We start from the raw sequence: 17,613 nt of genomic DNA, 5'->3' as shown, positions 1-17,613 counted from the left end.
AACTTTTAAGTAGCATAGAAAACCACAAATGCCGCAGGGATCACAAAGCCTGCGGCAACTAACAGCCCTCTTGGGCCTATAACCCCTTTCTTGCCTTTAATCATAAACAGTGCCGAAAGCGCTAAATAAATGAGTAAAGCAGCATAAAAATCAGAAAAATACGTCCAAGCTTTTCTGGCTTCATTTAGATGAAGAAAATTCAAACTTCTCAATAAAGGACGAGCTTTTACCTGTTCAATAATGACTTGGTTAGTTTTCTTGTTAATGAGAATAGTATGCTCATCTGTTGAAAAGAGTTTAAGTTTGATTGGTGACTGCTTAAAGCGCGCTTTAATTTTGGTATCGAGGGCGAGTTCTTTTAACAGCCATGGTTCAAAGTCATCTTTATCCAATCGAGCGCTTAATTCGGCAATATGGACAGTCTCTTGCGAGACTTGATAATTGGGGTTCCAATCTTCCACATGGTTAAGTGCGATGCCCGATATCGCAAATATTAGTGTCATTCCAATACAAAAATAACCAATATCACGATGAAGACTTCTATTTAGCTTAAACCAATTAATGTCTAACTTCATTACTGCTTAATCTTCAATAGTAACGCCTGAAGGAGATACTTGATAGATAGTAATTGGCTCTGTCACCGTTGCAGGGTCAAATTCCTCATCTATTTCCTTGGCTTGGTAAGCTAGGTATCTTTTTGAAGCTTCTAAATCTAACGGAATAGCTTTTAATTTACCTGTTGCGTAGGCTGTTTTTCCCATTGCTGTCATAGGAAAAACCATATCGCCATCCCTGACTTTAATGCGCAATGTTTTGTACTGCTTGTCTGATGCTAACTCCATCCAACAACCTCGTTTTTTGCACACTTTGACGATAGCACCCTCGACGGTAACTTGCTGATCAACATATTGCTCTGGGCTAGCCAGTATAGTAGATATCTTTGTTAATAGGCTTTTATCAGTGCCTGTACCAAAAGATTGGTCTGCGAATGCGACAGTAGATGTTATTGCCAAAAAAGCTGCAGTAAATAATGTGAACAATGTTTTGTGGGTATTCATATTCTTTCTCAATGTGTCCGTATTATTGAAAAACAAATCACAACTTTCTGTTTAAAAGTCGTTTCGACTGATATTATCTAAAGCTGTTAATTTGCATCTTTATCCCCCGCGAGTTTTATAACATCTTTGCTTCGGCATTTCGATATACTCGACGCTATTAAACGTCAGACTCTGCGAATTTTACGATGAAAAACAATAATCTTTGATATTGAATAAGCTGATGGTAGATAAAACAAAAAACCGCATTGTTAGAATAAAGAATTCCTCTGTTGAACATGCGTTTAATAAAGAAACTCAGTTAATTAAACAAATGCAGTCTGGCGAGTTAGAGCAGTGTTTAATGCTCTGGCAAAGCCAACAGCCAACGTTGGTGTTACCTGCGAGTAATAAGTGGCAAACATCAACTGACTTTGAAAAACAATTAAATGCCAATGGATGGCAGCTTTTGTCTAGGCGAACGGGTGGTGCGCCGGTGCCACAAACAGCAGGGGTTATTAATTTATCTCATTTGTACGTGTGGCCTAAAGCAGTGCCTTATTCTATCACCCAAGCTTACAAAAATTTATGTGAAGTTCTTACGCAATTTTTTGCTAATCAAGGGGTTAAAACCCATGTACATGCGACCCCTTATTCTTATTGTGATGGTGATTACAATGTGAATATAAATGATAAGAAAATTGTCGGTACTGCTCAGCGAGTTATTTTAAAATCTGGTGGCGATAAAATTGTATTGGCGCAAGCATGTATTTTAATTGATGCAGATATGACCCAGTTAGTGTCACCAGTGAACCAATGCTATCAAGACTGTGGTCATGAAGAGCGTGTGAAAGCTGATGTGCATACTTGCTTGTTTGAACACTTAACTGAAAAACCCAGCATCGACGAGCTTTATCAAGCACTCACGCAAGCATTTATCGACAGTAAGCTTTACCGCTAGTTTTTACCGTGGCGTACTATTGTTTTAATCTGTGCAGCCACACTTGCCTGTTTTTGTTTGGCTTTTTGTATTATTTGCTTTAACTTCAAAATTTGGGGGGTATTTTGTTGTATAAGTTTTTGAAGCTGAGGGTCTTGCTCAATGAGCCAAAATTGAGTAAATCCGCCGATAATTGCGCTTTGCAGAGCAATTATCGCTTGTGGATATTCACTATTGTAAGTCGCAATCAAGGCTTGGCCATAATTCAAGCCCGACCATAAATCACCTTGCTCTATTCTATGCTGAATTTCATTGCTAACTTTACGCAGTAGAACCTTGTCTTGCCTTAAGATCGCTAGTCTGAGATCTGCCATGATTTTACTACTAAATTCTGTTTCCTCTGTAGCTGTTGTAAACGATTGTTTCGCAAGGATAGGTTTATTCTGAATCAGGTGGAGTAGCCCTTGTAAATACAAGGCATCTTTATTATTTGGGTAGCTCGAAAATATTGAGTCCAACATGGATTGTGCTGACGAATAATTATTTACGCTTATCCAGAAATTAACCATATGTAGTTGAGCAAATAAGTAATCAGGCTTTAAAGATAAGCAGTATTGGTAGGCTTCTTGTGCTTTTTCATTTAGCGACAGTGCTTGATAAATCACCCCTAGTTGAGCGTACGGGATAGGGTCTTTAACATCGAGGGCTATGGCTTGTTGGATCAACTGATAGGCCGCAACTTGATTGCCCAACTCTGATTGCAGCTCTGCACTGTTGTTAATTGGTGCAGCCCACTTAGGATCAATAATAGATGCTTGTTGATTTGCTTCTAGCGCTAAAGGGTATTTGCCCTGTGCAAGATACGCTAAGCCAAGGGCTTTAAATGCACCCGCATTGTTACTATCAATTTCAGTTGCTTTCTTCGCATACTCTACAGCGAGTTGTGATTTTGAGTAGCTTCCACCAAATTGCAAATATGATTGAGAGTAAACATTAGCAAGACCCGCAAGAGCGTCAGCATTATTTGGTTCGAGTAGTAACGCTTTATCAAAAAAGCGCTGTGCGATAACGTTATCCTTTGCTAAGTATCTGCGGTAATAAACAATCGCAGTATTAATGTGATCTTGTGCGGTTATCTCTTGATTGTTAGGCGCAGGGCTTTCTTGGTTGCTGAGCATTAAAACGCCCAATGCACATATAGCTAAGACAAGTACTAGAGGAATTGTACGGGTATATAAATGTTGCGCGGTTATCGATTTCCGGTTGTTTTTGGGTGCAGACACTTCATTAGTGCTGGCAACAAGTCGGTAACCTTCACCTCTAATACTGGCGATATACTGTGGAGCATTATGGTCATCTTGGAGTAGTGTACGTAGGCGAGAAATTCGCTGTTTCAACGTTTCTTCTGACACCACTCGACCACGCCATACTTTTTCGATTAAAGCATCTTTACTCACTGTTTCAGGCGCACTTTCAACAAGAGCCATGAGTAATCTAAAACTCAAATCGGTTAGATTAAGTGATTCTGTACCTTTATAAACTTGTCGTGATTCACTATCGATTAATAGGTCTTCACCAAGCTGAATTTTCACCTTAATTGTATCCGCGCCATTGAGTAAAAGAGTCTCTGAAAGAGTAACATTTAAAACCTACGTAAACAATGAAAGTGTCTGAATTACAAGGGGTAAGAGCATATTGTCACCCTGTGTCACCAAAATTAACTATACGTCACTGTTAGAAAAAACTCCTTGATAATAAGCTTGCTGGCAACAGTTATTATTCAATAGAAGTTGTCGTAGATCTTATGGTTAAAAATATCGTGTTATTGCTTTTACTCACGCCCGTTTTTTGTGCGGATGCTAAATCGGTCGCCAGTATGCTGGCTGTAAAAAAACTCGTTGAAACTGCGCAAAAGGAATCAGGTTTTAATGGTTCTGTTCTTGTGGGCACAGTGCAACAAGTCGTCTTTTATCAGCAGTTCGGTTACGCAGACAAGGAAAGGAATATTCCTTTAACAGAAAATCATGCCTTTAATGCTGGTTCAATCGCCAAAGAGCTAACCACTATTGCAATTCTGCAGTTGGTTGAACGAGGTAAGCTTAAGTTAACAGGTTCTGTATATAAGCACTTGCCTTTTTTGGGAGCGTGGGCGAAAGATGTCACTGTTGAACATTTAATGACACATACTTCTGGGTTAGAGCGCATTGACTGGATAGATAACGTTGAAACCTCTCATATTATTACGCAATTAAATGCAATTACCCAACTGAAGTTTCCACCTGGAAGCGACTTTTATTATGGCAATTTAAATATTGTTCTACGTGCGCTCATAGTAGAGAAAGTGGCAAAAACCGATTTTGACGCTTACTTACAGCAATATATATTTATTCCTGCAGGCATGCGAGACTCGGTTAATCCAAGTGCAATGCCTTTACACCAACCAAACTTTGTCGCCAAACAAGATCCAAACGCTATTCTTGGTATGACTATGTTTACCACGCCTTATGACCTCTACTTGTTGGAGAAAGCCCTCTCTAGTGGGCAGCTATTAAGCAAAGAAAGTGTTCAGTTAGGGTTAAATGGAGATGAGCTATCAGGGCAAAAACAAAGAGCACGATTCGACTTTGGCCGCTATCAAAAAGGTGACAATAATCAACTGTTGTGGTGGGAACACGATGGCAGCTCACATCCAGATCATCATGCGATTAAATATCATGATTTTGCCAATAATATCATTATTGTTTTGATGTCGAGTGATGGCGATAAGTCGACGTTGTTTACTCTCAAGCGAAAGATTGCGGAGCTGTTAAATAACAGCCAAGCGTTATAGAGGGGAAGAGTCTATGAAAGCTTTGGTCATTACCGTTTTATTGTTAGTGACTTCCCTGTCTAGTCACTCAGTAGTTATTAGACATGATGTCGAAAAAGAGCGCTATCTTGTCCAAAAGTCGCCTGAATATTTAATTGATATGCCAGGGGAAGGTCACGGTGTATTGATTAAGCCGAAATGGATAGTGACAGTCGCTCACCTTATATTTGCCGACTATCGTGGCAAAACGATAGTCGTTAAGGGGCAACCTTATGAAGTAGAGCAAGTGATTATTCACCACAATGCACGAAAGCCTGACAATTCACTATTTAAAGGTGACGCACAGCCTTTGATGACTTTTATGAAATCAACCAGTGATATCGCGCTTATTAAATTAAAAGATCCTGTTAAACAAGTGACACCGTTAAAGCTGTATAGGAAAAGCGACGAGTTAGGCATTGAAATTACCGCTTACGGTAAAGGAGCTACCGGTAACGGTAAAAAGGGCTCTATTTTAGAATCTAAGCGAGAAAAAATACTTCGAAAAATGACCAACAAAATTGAGCTCGCAGAAGGTGATTGGTTATCTATTACGTTAGATCAAGGAATAAATAGCACGCCATTAGAAGGTATTGACGGCTCCGGCGATAGTGGTGGTCCGTTGATATTCCGAAACGGTAACCAAGATTATCTCGTCGGTCTTTTTAGTTGGGATTTTGTTTCAGGCGACCTCAAAGACTTTAAGCATGGCCTTTATGGAGGAAGGTCTTATCAAGTGCGAATATCGGCCTACGTCGATTGGATTGAAAGTCATACGGCTCGGTAGCCTGAGACAAAAAGTGCCTGAGCAAAAACTATTTATGCAATGCACTGAAATGTTGAAGGTGGCATGCTCAGCTGTTTCACTGAACATGCCGCTTAAACCTTGTTGTATTAACTTTCTTTGATAAATGTAATTGGGTAGCTTTGCAGATAAATGCGAAAGCTCTCGATATCACCTTGATTATTTGCATCGAAGGAAAGCTGATACCTTGGGTCAAAAAAGCGAGGGAAATTTTCCACCGCCATCATCTCGAAGATATTGTCTTTTTGATGTTTAAGGCCAAATGTGTGTACTGGGAATTTAATGGTGAGGTTATTTCCTGTATTTTCTATTTTCACCGTGCCGTAGCCTTTAGCAGAGTAACTTCCCGCATAGCTTGTTAGATTACCATGAGGAAGCTTGCTTTCCTGAATGTCTGGTAATTTATCTTCGAGTTCATACACATCAGTGATAACAACTGGGTAGTGCTCAACTGGAGTTTTAGGTAGTTCCAACATGTGGTTTGTTAGAATGTCCACAGCAAGGTATGGCAGCACTGATAGCGTTTGGTTGGTCAACGCAATAATACCTAGCTTGCTGTTAGGGAACATGACTAATTGCGCACTAAAGCCAGAAGTGTTGCCCCCGTGATGCACTTTATAATGACCTTTGTGTGAGTTGACCTTCCAGCCATAACCTACGCCAAATAGGTAAACTTCTGCATCGGCACCACCTTGCGGTGTAATATTTTGAATTTGTGTGGCTGCCTCGACGTAGTTGCCAGGAATGACTTGTACGTCGTTAAATTTACCCTTATTAAGCCATGCCATCATCCAGTGACTCATGTCTTTGACATTACTGCTAATAGCACCGCCAGGCTCGTTCGCATGAAACTGTTCAAAGGGGACTTCAATCATACCATTACTTGTTTTTCCGTAGCCTAGAGAAAGGTTTTCTACATCGGATAAGGCTGCTACGCTGCTATAAGTGCTATCCATCTTAAGTGGTGATAACAATGAAGATTGCAATAATGCTTGCCAAGAAAGACCAGAAGCGGCTTCCATAACCGCACCCGTTAATGCGTAACTTACATTACTATATATCCAGCTATCGTTTACTGCGCCTTCTGGCTGCAAGTACTTAAGCCGTTTTGCGATGAGACTTTTGTCAGTTTCTGGGAAAAGTACAATGCTGCCGTCTAAATTGCCTAAACCGCTGCCGTGACGAAGTAGGTCTTTAATTTTGACCTGTTGATTCATTAACTCTGTATTGAAGGACAAGTATGGCAAATGTTTTATAGGGCTATCTTGAAGAGATAATTTGTTTTGTTCCGCTAAAACGCCGGTCATTGCTCCCGTAAAAGATTTAGCAATCGAGCCAATAGAAAATACAGTTTCATCATTTACCGGTAATTTTTTAGCTAAATCGCGGTAACCAAAGCCTTGCGTGTAAACTATTTTATTATCCTTTACCACTGCAATCGCCATACCCGGCGCATCGTATTTCTTTCTCAGCTGTTCAAGTTCTTGTTCAACATCGGTAAAAGACTTGTCATTGCTAGAAGCGTTGACTGACAGAGGTAATATTAACAAGGCTATTAGCAAGCTTGATATTCGACGTTTAATCATAGAGGTTGTTGTTTTTATTGTTGATAAAGCCGTTAAATTACTGAGTTGTAACGAAAGTGTAAATAGGGAAACGAAAGTTTCACATTTCGTCCACATTGTGAGCGTTCAGATAAGTTTACTTGCCTTTAAGGTTACAGCTGCCAATCGAGTTTACATAACTTATCGATGAACCACTCAAAGGCTTTACCTTGCTGATTCTTGTGCCAAGCTAGGTAAAGGTTTTGATTTGGCCTAGGAATTGCGCACGCTTTTTGCACTAACTCACCTGAATCTAGATAGGGTTGCGCTAAATGGAGTGGCAAAAAGCCAACGCCAACACCTGCTAGTTGAGCGTTAACTTTAGTACTCATATTGTTAACGCGAATGACTTGTTTACTGGTAAATAGCCCACTATCACGGCTTGGCAGAAATTGAGAACTATCGGCGACGACAACAGCAGGAAAGTCGCGTAAATGTTCAGCTTCAATTTGTTGTTTGCATTTAGCTAAGGGGTGCTTAGGCGGTACAACGAAAACAAACCTAATTTCTCCCATGATATGTGTATGAAACATGCCTTTAGGTAGTTCTCCAGAAGCACCGATAACGATATCAGCTCGCTGGCTGTGAAGTGCATCCCAACCACCACCTAGCGCTTCGACGCTCAGTGAAATATCAACGTTATGCTCTAAGGACGAAAATTCTTTAATTAGTGGCAGCAGTTTGTTGCTTGGAATAACTGTATCGCGGGCGATACGTATTTCGCGTTCCCATCCAGATTCTAACTGCTCAACAGCATCGCGCATTTTTTGCGTCGCAATCAAAATTTCTCTGCCTTGCTCTAATACCAACTTACCAGCAGGGGTTAGCACGGCTCGTTGTTTGGAACGATCAAATAGCTCAGTGTTTAAGTCTTGTTCTAATTTTTTGATGGTATAGGTTAGCGCCGAAGGAACTTTATATAGACTTTGAGCTGCGGCCGCAAAGCTTCCTGTTTTATCAATGGCATCTAGTGCGCGCAGGGCGTCGATATTAAGAGTCTGTGTCATAAAAAGTAAAACTACCTATTATTATTCTTTTATTCAAAATATTTGAATTGATAGGTTAAAATGTTTCGATTTTTTACTGATTTTAGACTGTTTATACTCAATTTCAATAAGTGATACAGCTTGTTTAACAAATTTAATCTAAATTGAAAATTATTGAGGATATGACAATGAAAGCAATGTTACGAAAGTTTCTAGAAAGTGATGCAGGAATTTCAACCTTAGCGGTACGTGTACCTGTAGGTATTATTTTTATGGCACATGGTGCACAAAAACTCTTTGGTTGGTTTGGCGGGTACGGATTAGAAGGCACGGGTGGCTGGATGGAATCAATTGGTTTAGCGCCTGGTTTTTTAATGGCGTTGTTAGCTGGCAGCGCAGAGTTTTTTGGTGGCTTGTTTATTCTACTAGGCCTGTTAACTCGTCCAGCAGCAATAGCACTTTCATTTACTATGGTGGTGGCGATTTTCTCAGTGCACTTTAGTAATGGTCTATTTATGTCGAATAATGGTTATGAATTTGGCTTGGCGTTACTTGCCGTGAGTGTGTCTTTAGCTTTATCTGGTGGCGGTAAGTTTGCTGTTGATAACGCGTTAGCGAAGAAGTTAGCGTAATTGCTAATTTCTTCACTTACACAAAATCTTCCATATAGATGATTACTCTGAGGAGAAAAGCATGATTTCTATTAGGAAAGCCCAAGAACGAGGAAAGGCTAACTTTGGTTGGTTGGAGAGTAAGCATAGCTTTTCCTTTGGGCGTTATTACGATCCAAAGCACATGGGGTTTTCTGTTCTTCGTGTTATCAATGACGATATCGTCGCACCGAGTGCAGGCTTTGAAACTCATGGTCACCGAGATATGGAGATTATTAGCTATGTTTTGGACGGGGTTATTAAACACAAAGATAGTCAAGGGCATGAGCAGGTATTGCCAGCAGGTGAGTTTCAGTTAATGTCGGCAGGAAAAGGAATTTTTCACAGTGAATTTAATGGTTCAAACCATCAAGACTTAAGGTTTTTACAAATTTGGATTGAGCCTAACGTTTTTGGAGAGCAGCCGAGTTATCAGCAAAAAGACTTTGGTAATCAGCAAGGCTTAACAACTATTGTGACACCTACTGGTGAAGGCGGCACATTGAAAATTAGGCAAAATGCCAAATTACATCAGCTGATCCTTAACTCAGAAGAGCAAATAAATTTTAACCCTTCAATTGGTAGTAACGTTTATATTCACGTCGTTAGTGGAACTCTCATGATAAATGAAACGTTAGCGCAAGCTGGCGATGGCGTAAAAATTAATCACGAAGCCGAAGTAACCTTGTTAAATCAAGAGGAAGATCAAGTCACGGCATTGATATTTGATTTACCTTAATGGCAATTCAAAAGCTGGTTAACAGTATATCGATAACAATTAGCGTAAGAGGCAGGACATGGGATTATTAGTAGACGGTGTTTGGCATGACACTTGGTATGACACCAAAAAAAGCCAAGGTAAATTTAAACGTGAGCAAGCTCAACTTAGACATTGGGTTACTGCTAACGGAGAAGCTGGGCCTTCTGGAGATTCAGGTTTTAAAGCTGAAAGTGGGCGCTATCATTTATATGTTTCATTGGCGTGCCCGTGGGCCCACCGCACGTTGATTTTTCGAAAGCTAAAGGGTTTGGAAGAGCATATTAGTGTCTCTATAGTTAGCCCTGACATGTTAGAACATGGTTGGACATTTGATACAGAAACCGGCAGCTCTGGTGATGATTTGTTTTCATTCCGCTACATGCATGAAATATATACCCGTAATGATGCAAGGTATTCTGGTCGAGTAACAGTGCCCGTACTGTGGGATAAAAAACTACAACGCATTGTTAGTAATGAATCTGCTGAAATTATTCGCATGTTTAATACCGCGTTTAACGATATTACAGGCAACACCTTGAACCTCTATCCAAATGCCTTGCAAAACGAAATAGATGAAATCAACGAATTTATCTATCACAACATCAATAATGGCGTTTATAAAGCGGGCTTTGCAACGACACAGCAAGCTTATGAAGAGGCGGTCGAACAGCTTTTTAATGGATTAGATAAGGTTGAAAGTATTTTAGCAAGTAAGCGCTACCTAACTGGAGGCGACATTACTGAAGCTGACTGGCGTTTGTTTACCACGCTTATTCGCTTTGACTCTGTCTATGTTGGCCATTTTAAATGTAATATAAAAACCATCGAACAATATCAAAACTTATCGAATTACTTGAGGGAGTTGTACCAAGTAGAAGGCATTGCTGATACTGTCGATTTTTACCATATCAAACGTCATTACTATTATAGCCATGGCGGAATAAACCCAACACGTGTTGTGCCGTTAGGGCCTGACATCGATTATTTTTCTTCCCATCGCCGAGAGTTGTTGTAAAAATGCTTGCTAATAATATGAAATACAGGCATTTATTTGATAGTCATAGGGAATAACTAGAGCAATTAGTTGACCATGTTTTTGAAATAAATGTCAATTAAAACAATGTGAAAGGAGTGTTGTCGGGTAACTGTCGCTACTTTGCCGTAGTGCTTGCTATAAGAAAAGCACTACATTCAGCTCTGCTAACCCACTTAGGGTATTTACAACATAAGCTGAGGAAATGAGCATGGCAGAGCTAGACAAAAAGAATACATTGAAATCAAATCGTTTATTGGCAGCGAGTGTCGCTTTAACGGTTGGAGTAGGGGTTGCGATTGGTGGTAGTATTGGTAGCTACTTAATTGGTATTCTAATATGCATTCCTTTGGGAGTCGCGCTACTAAAAAGCAGCGCAAAAGCGAAATAATGAACGAAAAGTAAAGGAATATTGAAATGAAAATAGATGCTGCACTTGTTGTTGAGCTAAGAAAAGAGCGTTCTTGGTCTCAAGAGGAGTTATCAGTTGCTTCAGGGTTAAATTTGAGAACAGTGCAACGGATAGAGCGAGAAGGTAGCATCTCACTTCAGTCCAAAAAAGCGATAGCGTCGGCCTTTGATATAGAAGCAACAGCGCTAGATTATATTGAGCCAAATGTTGTAACTCATTATGAATACAAAACGGTTGTATTAAAAAGTGATGCAACATGGATTTCAGGCTGGGGCAAGAAAAAACTCAATGACGGGCCTTTCGAAATAGATAATGCGATTAACGAATACGCTTCAAAAGGATGGCGAGTGCATACCATTAGCTATGGCAACAGTGTTCACGGCGGAGCAGGGCAAGCGATAGTGGTATTTGAAAGAGAGTATATGGCAGAGCCAAAAATATAATGAATGTATCTTTACGGCAGCTAACACTTAGTGATGCACCTTATTTAGTTCGCAACTTAAACCTAGCCTCCGTTACTCAATATTTATCCGCTAATATTCCTCAACCTTACACCGAACAGGATGCAAATTGGTGGCTGTCTATTGGTTCTAAGGCTGATGCTATAAATTACGCGATAGAACTAAATAAAGAGTTTGTCGGCGTAGTAGGTATTTACTTACAACCTCAAGGTGCTTCCCAAAGTGCCGAAATTGGCTATTGGCTCGCACCTGAAAATTGGTCGCAGGGTGTTATGACGCAAGCGGTTAGTTTGTTTTGTGAAAAAATATTTAATAACACTGAAATCATTAAACTATTTAACCCTGTATCTGAGCCTAATATTGCTTCATCTCGAGTAATGGAAAAATCTGGATTTCACTGCGAAAAAATACTCCTAAACTCTGTTAAACATCAAGGTGAAGAAGTTAATGAGCGGCTTTTTGTTTTACTAAAGTCATAGTGACAACGTTAAGTCTTATTTTATATCAAGGTCCATTACAATAATTCTTGATTGATTGCCTATTCCTACCTACCTTTAAATGAATAAAAAAAGCTTTTATGATGTGTAAAAAATAAAATAATGTCATAAAGTTATCATATGTTTAAAAGTCTACTTAACCTATTAAAGGGGACATGTTAGGAAATGCGTGTGCGTTCAAAATTTAACTTTATATTCCTCTTAGTTACGTGTTTTGTTTTATTAAGTTCTTTAAGCATCAGCGCGCAATCTAATATCGAAGATAAGCACAAGATCAGTGTTGCTGAAGTGCAATCAATTGCGTCAGAGCTTAAATATATCGACGAAGTATTAACCTCATCGGTGCTGAGTTATGCCTTTTCTGGCGATGAAAAGTGGTTAATTCGTTATGAAGAATTCGAGCCTAAATTAAGTAGTCTTATCCATATACTTTTGGCAAACCAGTCGGCTGACGACGCTAAGATCATTGGCGAATTGGAAATTATCAATAACCGACTCGTGGCTATTGAGAATAAAGCAATTGCCGCAGTAAAAGGTGGTGATCGGCAAGGAGCCATGTCGCTTATTAATAGCGACGAATATCTTGAAATTAAAGGTCAGTATTTAGTTACTGTAATGACTTTTATTGCCAGCATAGAGACGCGTGTAAGAGAAACTGAAGCAAAGCCTAATGTCGCCCAAGGATTAAAACTAACACCTGAAGAAAGGAAGTGGATAGCAAATAACAAAGTAAAAGTAGGGGTAGAGCATTGGCCACCTATCCTCTACATGAAAGGACAAAACAATGTATCTGGATTAACTGGCGCGATTATCAATCAAATTGTTGAAAAAACGGGATTACAATTAGAGTATGTGCCAGGAAGTTGGTCAGAGTTGTTAGCGCAATTTGAACGCGGTGAATTAGATTTGCTGCCAGATAGCTACTTGATTGAAGAGCGCAAGGCTTATGGTTATTTCTCTACGCCGTTTTTTTTAGTTCGAGAGCTGTTTTTTGTTCAGAGCTCCAATGTGAGTTATAAGTCGGTAAAAGATTTGGCTCATGCGAAGGTCGCAGTTTCTGATGGCTATACCACAATTGACAAAGTTACCGCCTTGTATCCGAATATTACCGTCATTCGCACGTCAGGATTACGGGAGTCCATTGATATGGTGCTTAATGGTGAAGTCGACGCTGTGCTTGATGCCGAAGTTGCAATTGATGATTGGCTGTTACGTAATCAAATAAATGACATTCGAAAAATTGATGAAGATGTAATTTTGCCGACTTCCCTTCATTTATTTACTCATATTGACCACCCTGTTTTACATGAAATTCTACAAAAGTCTCTTAATTCTCTTCGTTTAAGTGACATCATGTTGACCAATAATGATTGGTTAAAATCCACTCCTGAAGTATTAGAGCAGCAGCAGGAAGAGCGCTTTAATTATTTTGTGTGGTTAACGTTAGGGGCGATTGTTTTATTAGTGCTTTTAGGATCGGGTATCAGCTCTTTGGTGCTAAGGTCCAGTGATGAGCAGCTGGCCACGAAATTTGGTTCAAAGAGTTTTCGCTATAGTTTAATGACCGGGCTAATTGTTTTATCTTCGATGTTGATGATTGCCGCTTACGTAGTAACTAAATATGCTGAAAACGAACAATTTGAGGCGATGAAGTATAACCTCGAAGCTATATTGAACTCGACGGAAAATCGTTTAACTTCTTGGGTAGATTACGAGACTAAAAATTTAGAAAACCTCGCGAAAAATAAAGAGCTGCTTGAGTTAGTAGAAGGTATTTTGGCCGTACCAGAAAATAAACAAGCCCTTGTTCAAGCACCAGTTCAATCTCAAATTAGGCAATTCTTTAAGCAGCGTGAATCAAGCATAGGAAAATACGGCTTTTTTATTATATCGCCAACGCGGGTCAGTATTGCTTCTAGTCGAGATATCAACATTGGCTCTAAAAATATAATCGAAAAAAACGTTCCGCATATTTTGGAAAGAGTGTTCAATGGCAAAGCGGCTTTTATTCCACCTATTAGAGCTGAAATAAACTTAACGCAATCTAATAATGGTGAAAGCGAGCTAGCGATCCCTACCATGTTTATTGCAGCACCTATTAGAAATGCTGAAAACCAAGTTATTGCCGTGCTGACCAAGCGATTAAATTTTCAAAAAGAATTCACAACTATTCTTTCTGCTGGCGTGATCGGCAAGTCAGGCGAAATTTATGCCGTTAGCCCCTCAGGGCTGATGTTATCAAGTTCAAGGTTTGATCAGGAACTTTATAACATGGGCTTGTTGGAAGAAGGGGAAGATTCGTCATTAAACCTTCGTGTTGCCGATCCTGGCGTTAATCTTAGAAAGCAAAGTATTGAAACTGAACCTAGTAAGGATTGGCCGTTAACGACAATGGCGGCGAGTATTGCCAATCGCACCTCTGGCTCTAACTATAACGGATACAGAGACTACCGCGGTATTGAAGTAATTGGTAGTTGGATCTGGGATGACAGTTTTGGTTTTGGATTGGCGGCAGAAGTTGATGCAGATGAATCTCTTGCTGTCGTTAGAGTGTTTGAGTACACCATAGTCTCTGTATTACTTATTTCATTGTTCTTACTTTTTGGTGGCACCTTGTTTACCTTGCGCGTGGGAACCAGAGCGACGCGTGCCCTTGAGCACTCTCAAGTTCAACTAGAGGAGCTAGTTAAGGAGCGTACAGAAAAATTAGAAGTTACCATGCAGCGTACTCGAAGTATTATCGACAATGCGTCTGATGGCATCATAGTGATTAATGAGCGAGGTAAAATACTCGAATATAGCCCAGCTGCTGCTGCGATTTTTGGCTATCAGTCAAGTGATATTGTTGGCGACGATATTAGCAGACTGATGAATAAGGCCTTTCATATCGAGTTTCGCAACGCTAAATCTAATGGTAATGCAGATAATAGCGTGTATGAACTCATCGGATATACCCAAGAGCAAGACTTAGTCAATATAGAAGTGGCAGTAAGTGAGGCTTTTGTTGATAAAGAGCATTTATATACAGGGATTGTCCGCGATACAACATTGCGAAAAAGAGCGGAAGAAGAGCTAAAAAGTGCCATGCAAAAGGCAGAGGAAGCGACACAAGCGAAGAGTGATTTCTTGGCTAATATGAGCCATGAAATTCGAACACCAATGAACGCCATTATTGGCATGAGTTATTTGGCGCTGCAAACGGAATTAACCAGAAAGCAAAAAGATTATGTCAATAAAATTCATCGCTCTGCTGAGTCTCTGCTAGGCATTATTAATGACATATTAGACTTTTCAAAAATTGAAGCGGGCAAGATGGAGCTTGAGCATGAAAGGTTTAATATCAACGACGCTATTGATCACGTTATTCAAATAATATCTCATCGAAGCCAGCAGAAGAAGTTAGAGCTACTTATCGATATCGATCCAAGTATTCCTGAATACATTGTTGGTGACTCATTGCGCTTAGGGCAAATTTTAATAAACCTAGCGAATAACTCCATTAAGTTTACTGAAAGTGGCGAGATTATTTTAAGCGCTCGTTTGTTGTCAGCCACTTCGGAGCGCGTCGAAATCCAGTTTTCTGTAAAAGATACTGGTATAGGCATGACCGAAGAGCAGCAAAGTCGATTATTCCAGTCCTTTTCTCAAGCTGATGCGTCGACGACGCGAAAATATGGCGGCACGGGTTTAGGCTTAACTATTAGCAAAACCCTCACTGAAATGATGAAGGGTAACATTTGGGTTGAAAGCCAGTACGGCGAAGGCAGCACTTTCTACTTTACTGCAAGTTTCGATACCACAGACCAACAAGTTACTTCGGTTAATGCGTCAGTGAACAGTTTACGTGATTTATCCGTATTAGTTGTCGATGATAGTTTAGCCGCTTGTGAAATTCTCCACAGCATGTGTGAGTCGATGGGCTTTAAGGCCAAAGTAGCGCAATCTGGTGTTAAAGCGCTTGAAATTCTGGCAGGAGCGGAAGCCGAGGGTAAGCCATTTAAGCTTGTCCTGGCCGATTGGAAAATGCCAAATATGGACGGTGTACAACTTGGCGCTGAAATTCAAAAAGAAGGCTTCCTTTCGGAGAAGCCTATTTTTGTCATTGTGACTGCATACGACAGAGATGAAATGTTAGCACAAGCAAACAAAATTAATCTTGCAGCATCGTTAACTAAGCCCGTTAACGCTTCGACACTATTAGACACTATTTGTACTGTCTTAGGGCAAGAAGTTGAGTCGGGAGTGCGAGATAGTAAATCAGGTGAACTCGATACCAGCGCTACGCTAGAAATAGTAGGAGCGAATATATTACTAGTTGAAGATAACGAAATTAATCAACAGATAGCGATTGAGCTATTAACTATGGCGGGCTTAAATGTCGAGGCTGCATGGAATGGGCAAGAAGCGATAGAAAAAATAGACGCTGGAGACTATGACGCCATCTTAATGGACCTACAAATGCCAGTAATGGATGGCTTTACGGCAACTAAAAATATTCGTTCGAATGAACAGTTTAGCGATTTACCCATCATTGCAATGACTGCGAACGCTATGAGTGGCGATAGAGAGAAATGTTTAGAGGTTGGCATGAATGACCACATCCCTAAACCAATTGATCCGAATCTTTTATTTAAAACGCTTGCTCAATGGATAGAGCCAACAGGAAAGTCCATAGATGAGTTTAAGCAAAAGTCGACGTCTAACGAGGAAGCGTTTGAGTTACCTGACTTTGATATTGCGCTTGCTGTCGAACGTATGGGCGGTAGTTATAAAGCCTTGAGAAAAACGTTAGGTAATGTCGTTAAGACAGAAGCTGATGCAATTGAGAGAATTCAGTCGGCAATTGGCCAACAAAATATGCAGGCAGCCGTTATTGCTATTCACTCGCTCAAAGGCGTTGCTGGAAACATAGGTGCAAATTTCTTAGTACCAACAGCTCAGTCACTAGAAAATGCACTGACAGAGCAGATAGAAAAGAACGGTGGCTTCGCTACACAGGAAATTGAGCAGCTTATAGAGCAATGTGCTCCGTTATTGGAAAAAATGATTTCGACAATCAAATCATTGCAAACACCGGAAAGCGCGGGGGCTAGCTCTTCAGCAGTAGATGTAACAGCACTACTTTCTTGCATCGATGAGTTAGCTGAGCAACTTGAAGGCTATGATGGTAGTGCGCCAGATACTGTAGATAAAATGGTGGAACTTGTCGGTGATATTTCACGTTTGCCTGCATTGCTTGCGATTGAGAGTGAACTCGCGGGCTACGATTTTGAGGAAGCAGCTAAGCATATCGTATCGCTAAGAGAAGAGCTTGAAGGTTTTCAATCTGAAGCTGGGCCAACGGAAGTGCCGGCGGAAAAAATGCTAGAGATGATTGTAAGAATAGAGCAGGAAATTGAAATGTATGAAGCAACTGCCGTTGATAGTGTTGACGAATTACTTGACTTAAACATTAATCAAAACTTTGTCGACGAGATGGAAAGTTTACGTGATAGTGTTAGCGGTTATGATTTTGATAGCGCCAGTGAAAAAATAAAATCAATTAAGACTAGAATTGAAGCACAGCAGTTGTAGTAAGGATTC

At 40.1% G+C, this 17,613-nt stretch carries 15 protein-coding genes; 10 read left to right on the top strand and 5 right to left on the bottom strand.

What is annotated here, in order from left to right; genetic code table 11:
- Positions 1–5: 5 nt before the first annotated feature.
- Both ACOB80_RS15400 and ACOB80_RS15395 read right to left on the bottom strand, forming a co-directional pair.
- Positions 6–575 carry a PepSY-associated TM helix domain-containing protein gene (locus tag ACOB80_RS15400; RefSeq protein ID WP_473166745.1) on the bottom strand — a complete coding sequence of 190 codons (570 nt, stop codon included), beginning with the start codon at positions 573–575 and terminating at the stop codon, positions 6–8.
- 6 nt (positions 576–581) lie between these two features.
- Positions 582–1,058, bottom strand: a complete 477-nt coding sequence (locus ACOB80_RS15395) for a DUF4920 domain-containing protein (RefSeq protein WP_473166744.1) — start codon at positions 1,056–1,058, stop codon at positions 582–584.
- 220 nt (positions 1,059–1,278) lie between these two features.
- On the opposite strand from ACOB80_RS15395, the gene ACOB80_RS15390 reads away from it, so the two are divergent.
- On the top strand, positions 1,279–1,995 hold the full coding sequence (locus ACOB80_RS15390; protein WP_473166743.1) for a lipoate--protein ligase family protein: 717 nt from the start codon (positions 1,279–1,281) through the stop codon (positions 1,993–1,995).
- Here the strand turns inward: ACOB80_RS15390 and ACOB80_RS15385 are convergent.
- Positions 1,992–3,566, bottom strand: a complete 1,575-nt coding sequence (locus ACOB80_RS15385) for a winged helix-turn-helix domain-containing protein (RefSeq protein WP_473166742.1) — start codon at positions 3,564–3,566, stop codon at positions 1,992–1,994. The genes ACOB80_RS15390 and ACOB80_RS15385 overlap by 4 nt on opposite strands.
- Positions 3,567–3,778: 212 nt before the next feature.
- On the opposite strand from ACOB80_RS15385, the gene ACOB80_RS15380 reads away from it, so the two are divergent.
- Positions 3,779–4,804, top strand: coding sequence for a serine hydrolase domain-containing protein (locus tag ACOB80_RS15380; protein ID WP_473166741.1), 1,026 nt, complete (start codon positions 3,779–3,781; stop codon positions 4,802–4,804).
- Between the two features lie 13 nt (positions 4,805–4,817).
- Positions 4,818–5,609, top strand: a complete 792-nt coding sequence (locus tag ACOB80_RS15375; protein ID WP_473166740.1) for a trypsin-like serine protease — start codon at positions 4,818–4,820, stop codon at positions 5,607–5,609.
- A gap of 107 nt (positions 5,610–5,716) precedes the next feature.
- On the opposite strand, the gene ACOB80_RS15370 is transcribed toward ACOB80_RS15375, so the two are convergent.
- Positions 5,717–7,213: a serine hydrolase gene (locus tag ACOB80_RS15370; RefSeq protein WP_473166739.1), complete on the bottom strand. Its 1,497-nt coding sequence runs from the start codon at positions 7,211–7,213 to the stop codon at positions 5,717–5,719.
- 131 nt (positions 7,214–7,344) lie between these two features.
- The gene (locus ACOB80_RS15365) at positions 7,345–8,238 is read right to left on the bottom strand and encodes a LysR family transcriptional regulator (RefSeq protein WP_473166738.1); all 894 of its coding nucleotides are present in this window, start codon (positions 8,236–8,238) and stop codon (positions 7,345–7,347) included.
- A gap of 167 nt (positions 8,239–8,405) precedes the next feature.
- Between ACOB80_RS15365 and ACOB80_RS15360 the strand changes: the two genes are divergently transcribed.
- From ACOB80_RS15360 to ACOB80_RS15330, 7 genes are all read left to right on the top strand, one after another.
- Entirely contained in the window at positions 8,406–8,849 is a 444-nt protein-coding gene (locus ACOB80_RS15360; RefSeq protein ID WP_473166737.1) for a DoxX family protein, read from the top strand.
- A 61-nt stretch (positions 8,850–8,910) separates the two neighbouring features.
- A complete protein-coding gene (locus ACOB80_RS15355; protein ID WP_473166736.1) occupies positions 8,911–9,606 on the top strand; it encodes a pirin family protein in 696 nt (231 codons plus the stop codon).
- Between the two features lie 58 nt (positions 9,607–9,664).
- Positions 9,665–10,642: a glutathione S-transferase family protein gene (locus tag ACOB80_RS15350; RefSeq protein WP_473166735.1), complete on the top strand. Its 978-nt coding sequence runs from the start codon at positions 9,665–9,667 to the stop codon at positions 10,640–10,642.
- Between the two features lie 229 nt (positions 10,643–10,871).
- Positions 10,872–11,051 (top strand): hypothetical protein, encoded by a 180-nt coding sequence (locus tag ACOB80_RS15345; RefSeq protein ID WP_473166734.1) that lies wholly within the window; start codon positions 10,872–10,874, stop codon positions 11,049–11,051.
- A gap of 26 nt (positions 11,052–11,077) precedes the next feature.
- A complete protein-coding gene (locus ACOB80_RS15340) occupies positions 11,078–11,515 on the top strand; it encodes a DUF4177 domain-containing protein (RefSeq protein ID WP_473166733.1) in 438 nt (145 codons plus the stop codon).
- Positions 11,515–12,012, top strand: coding sequence for a GNAT family N-acetyltransferase (locus ACOB80_RS15335; RefSeq protein ID WP_473166732.1), 498 nt, complete (start codon positions 11,515–11,517; stop codon positions 12,010–12,012). The genes ACOB80_RS15340 and ACOB80_RS15335 overlap by 1 nt, the downstream gene beginning before the upstream one ends.
- Before the next feature lie 189 nt (positions 12,013–12,201).
- Positions 12,202–17,604, top strand: coding sequence for a response regulator (locus tag ACOB80_RS15330; RefSeq protein WP_473166731.1), 5,403 nt, complete (start codon positions 12,202–12,204; stop codon positions 17,602–17,604).
- Positions 17,605–17,613: the final 9 nt, after the last annotated feature.

It is taken from the genome of Thalassotalea coralli (genome assembly GCF_055786205.1).
The sequence above is the reverse complement of the archived record's forward strand: the minus strand, read 5'-3'. Positions and strand labels throughout refer to the sequence as shown.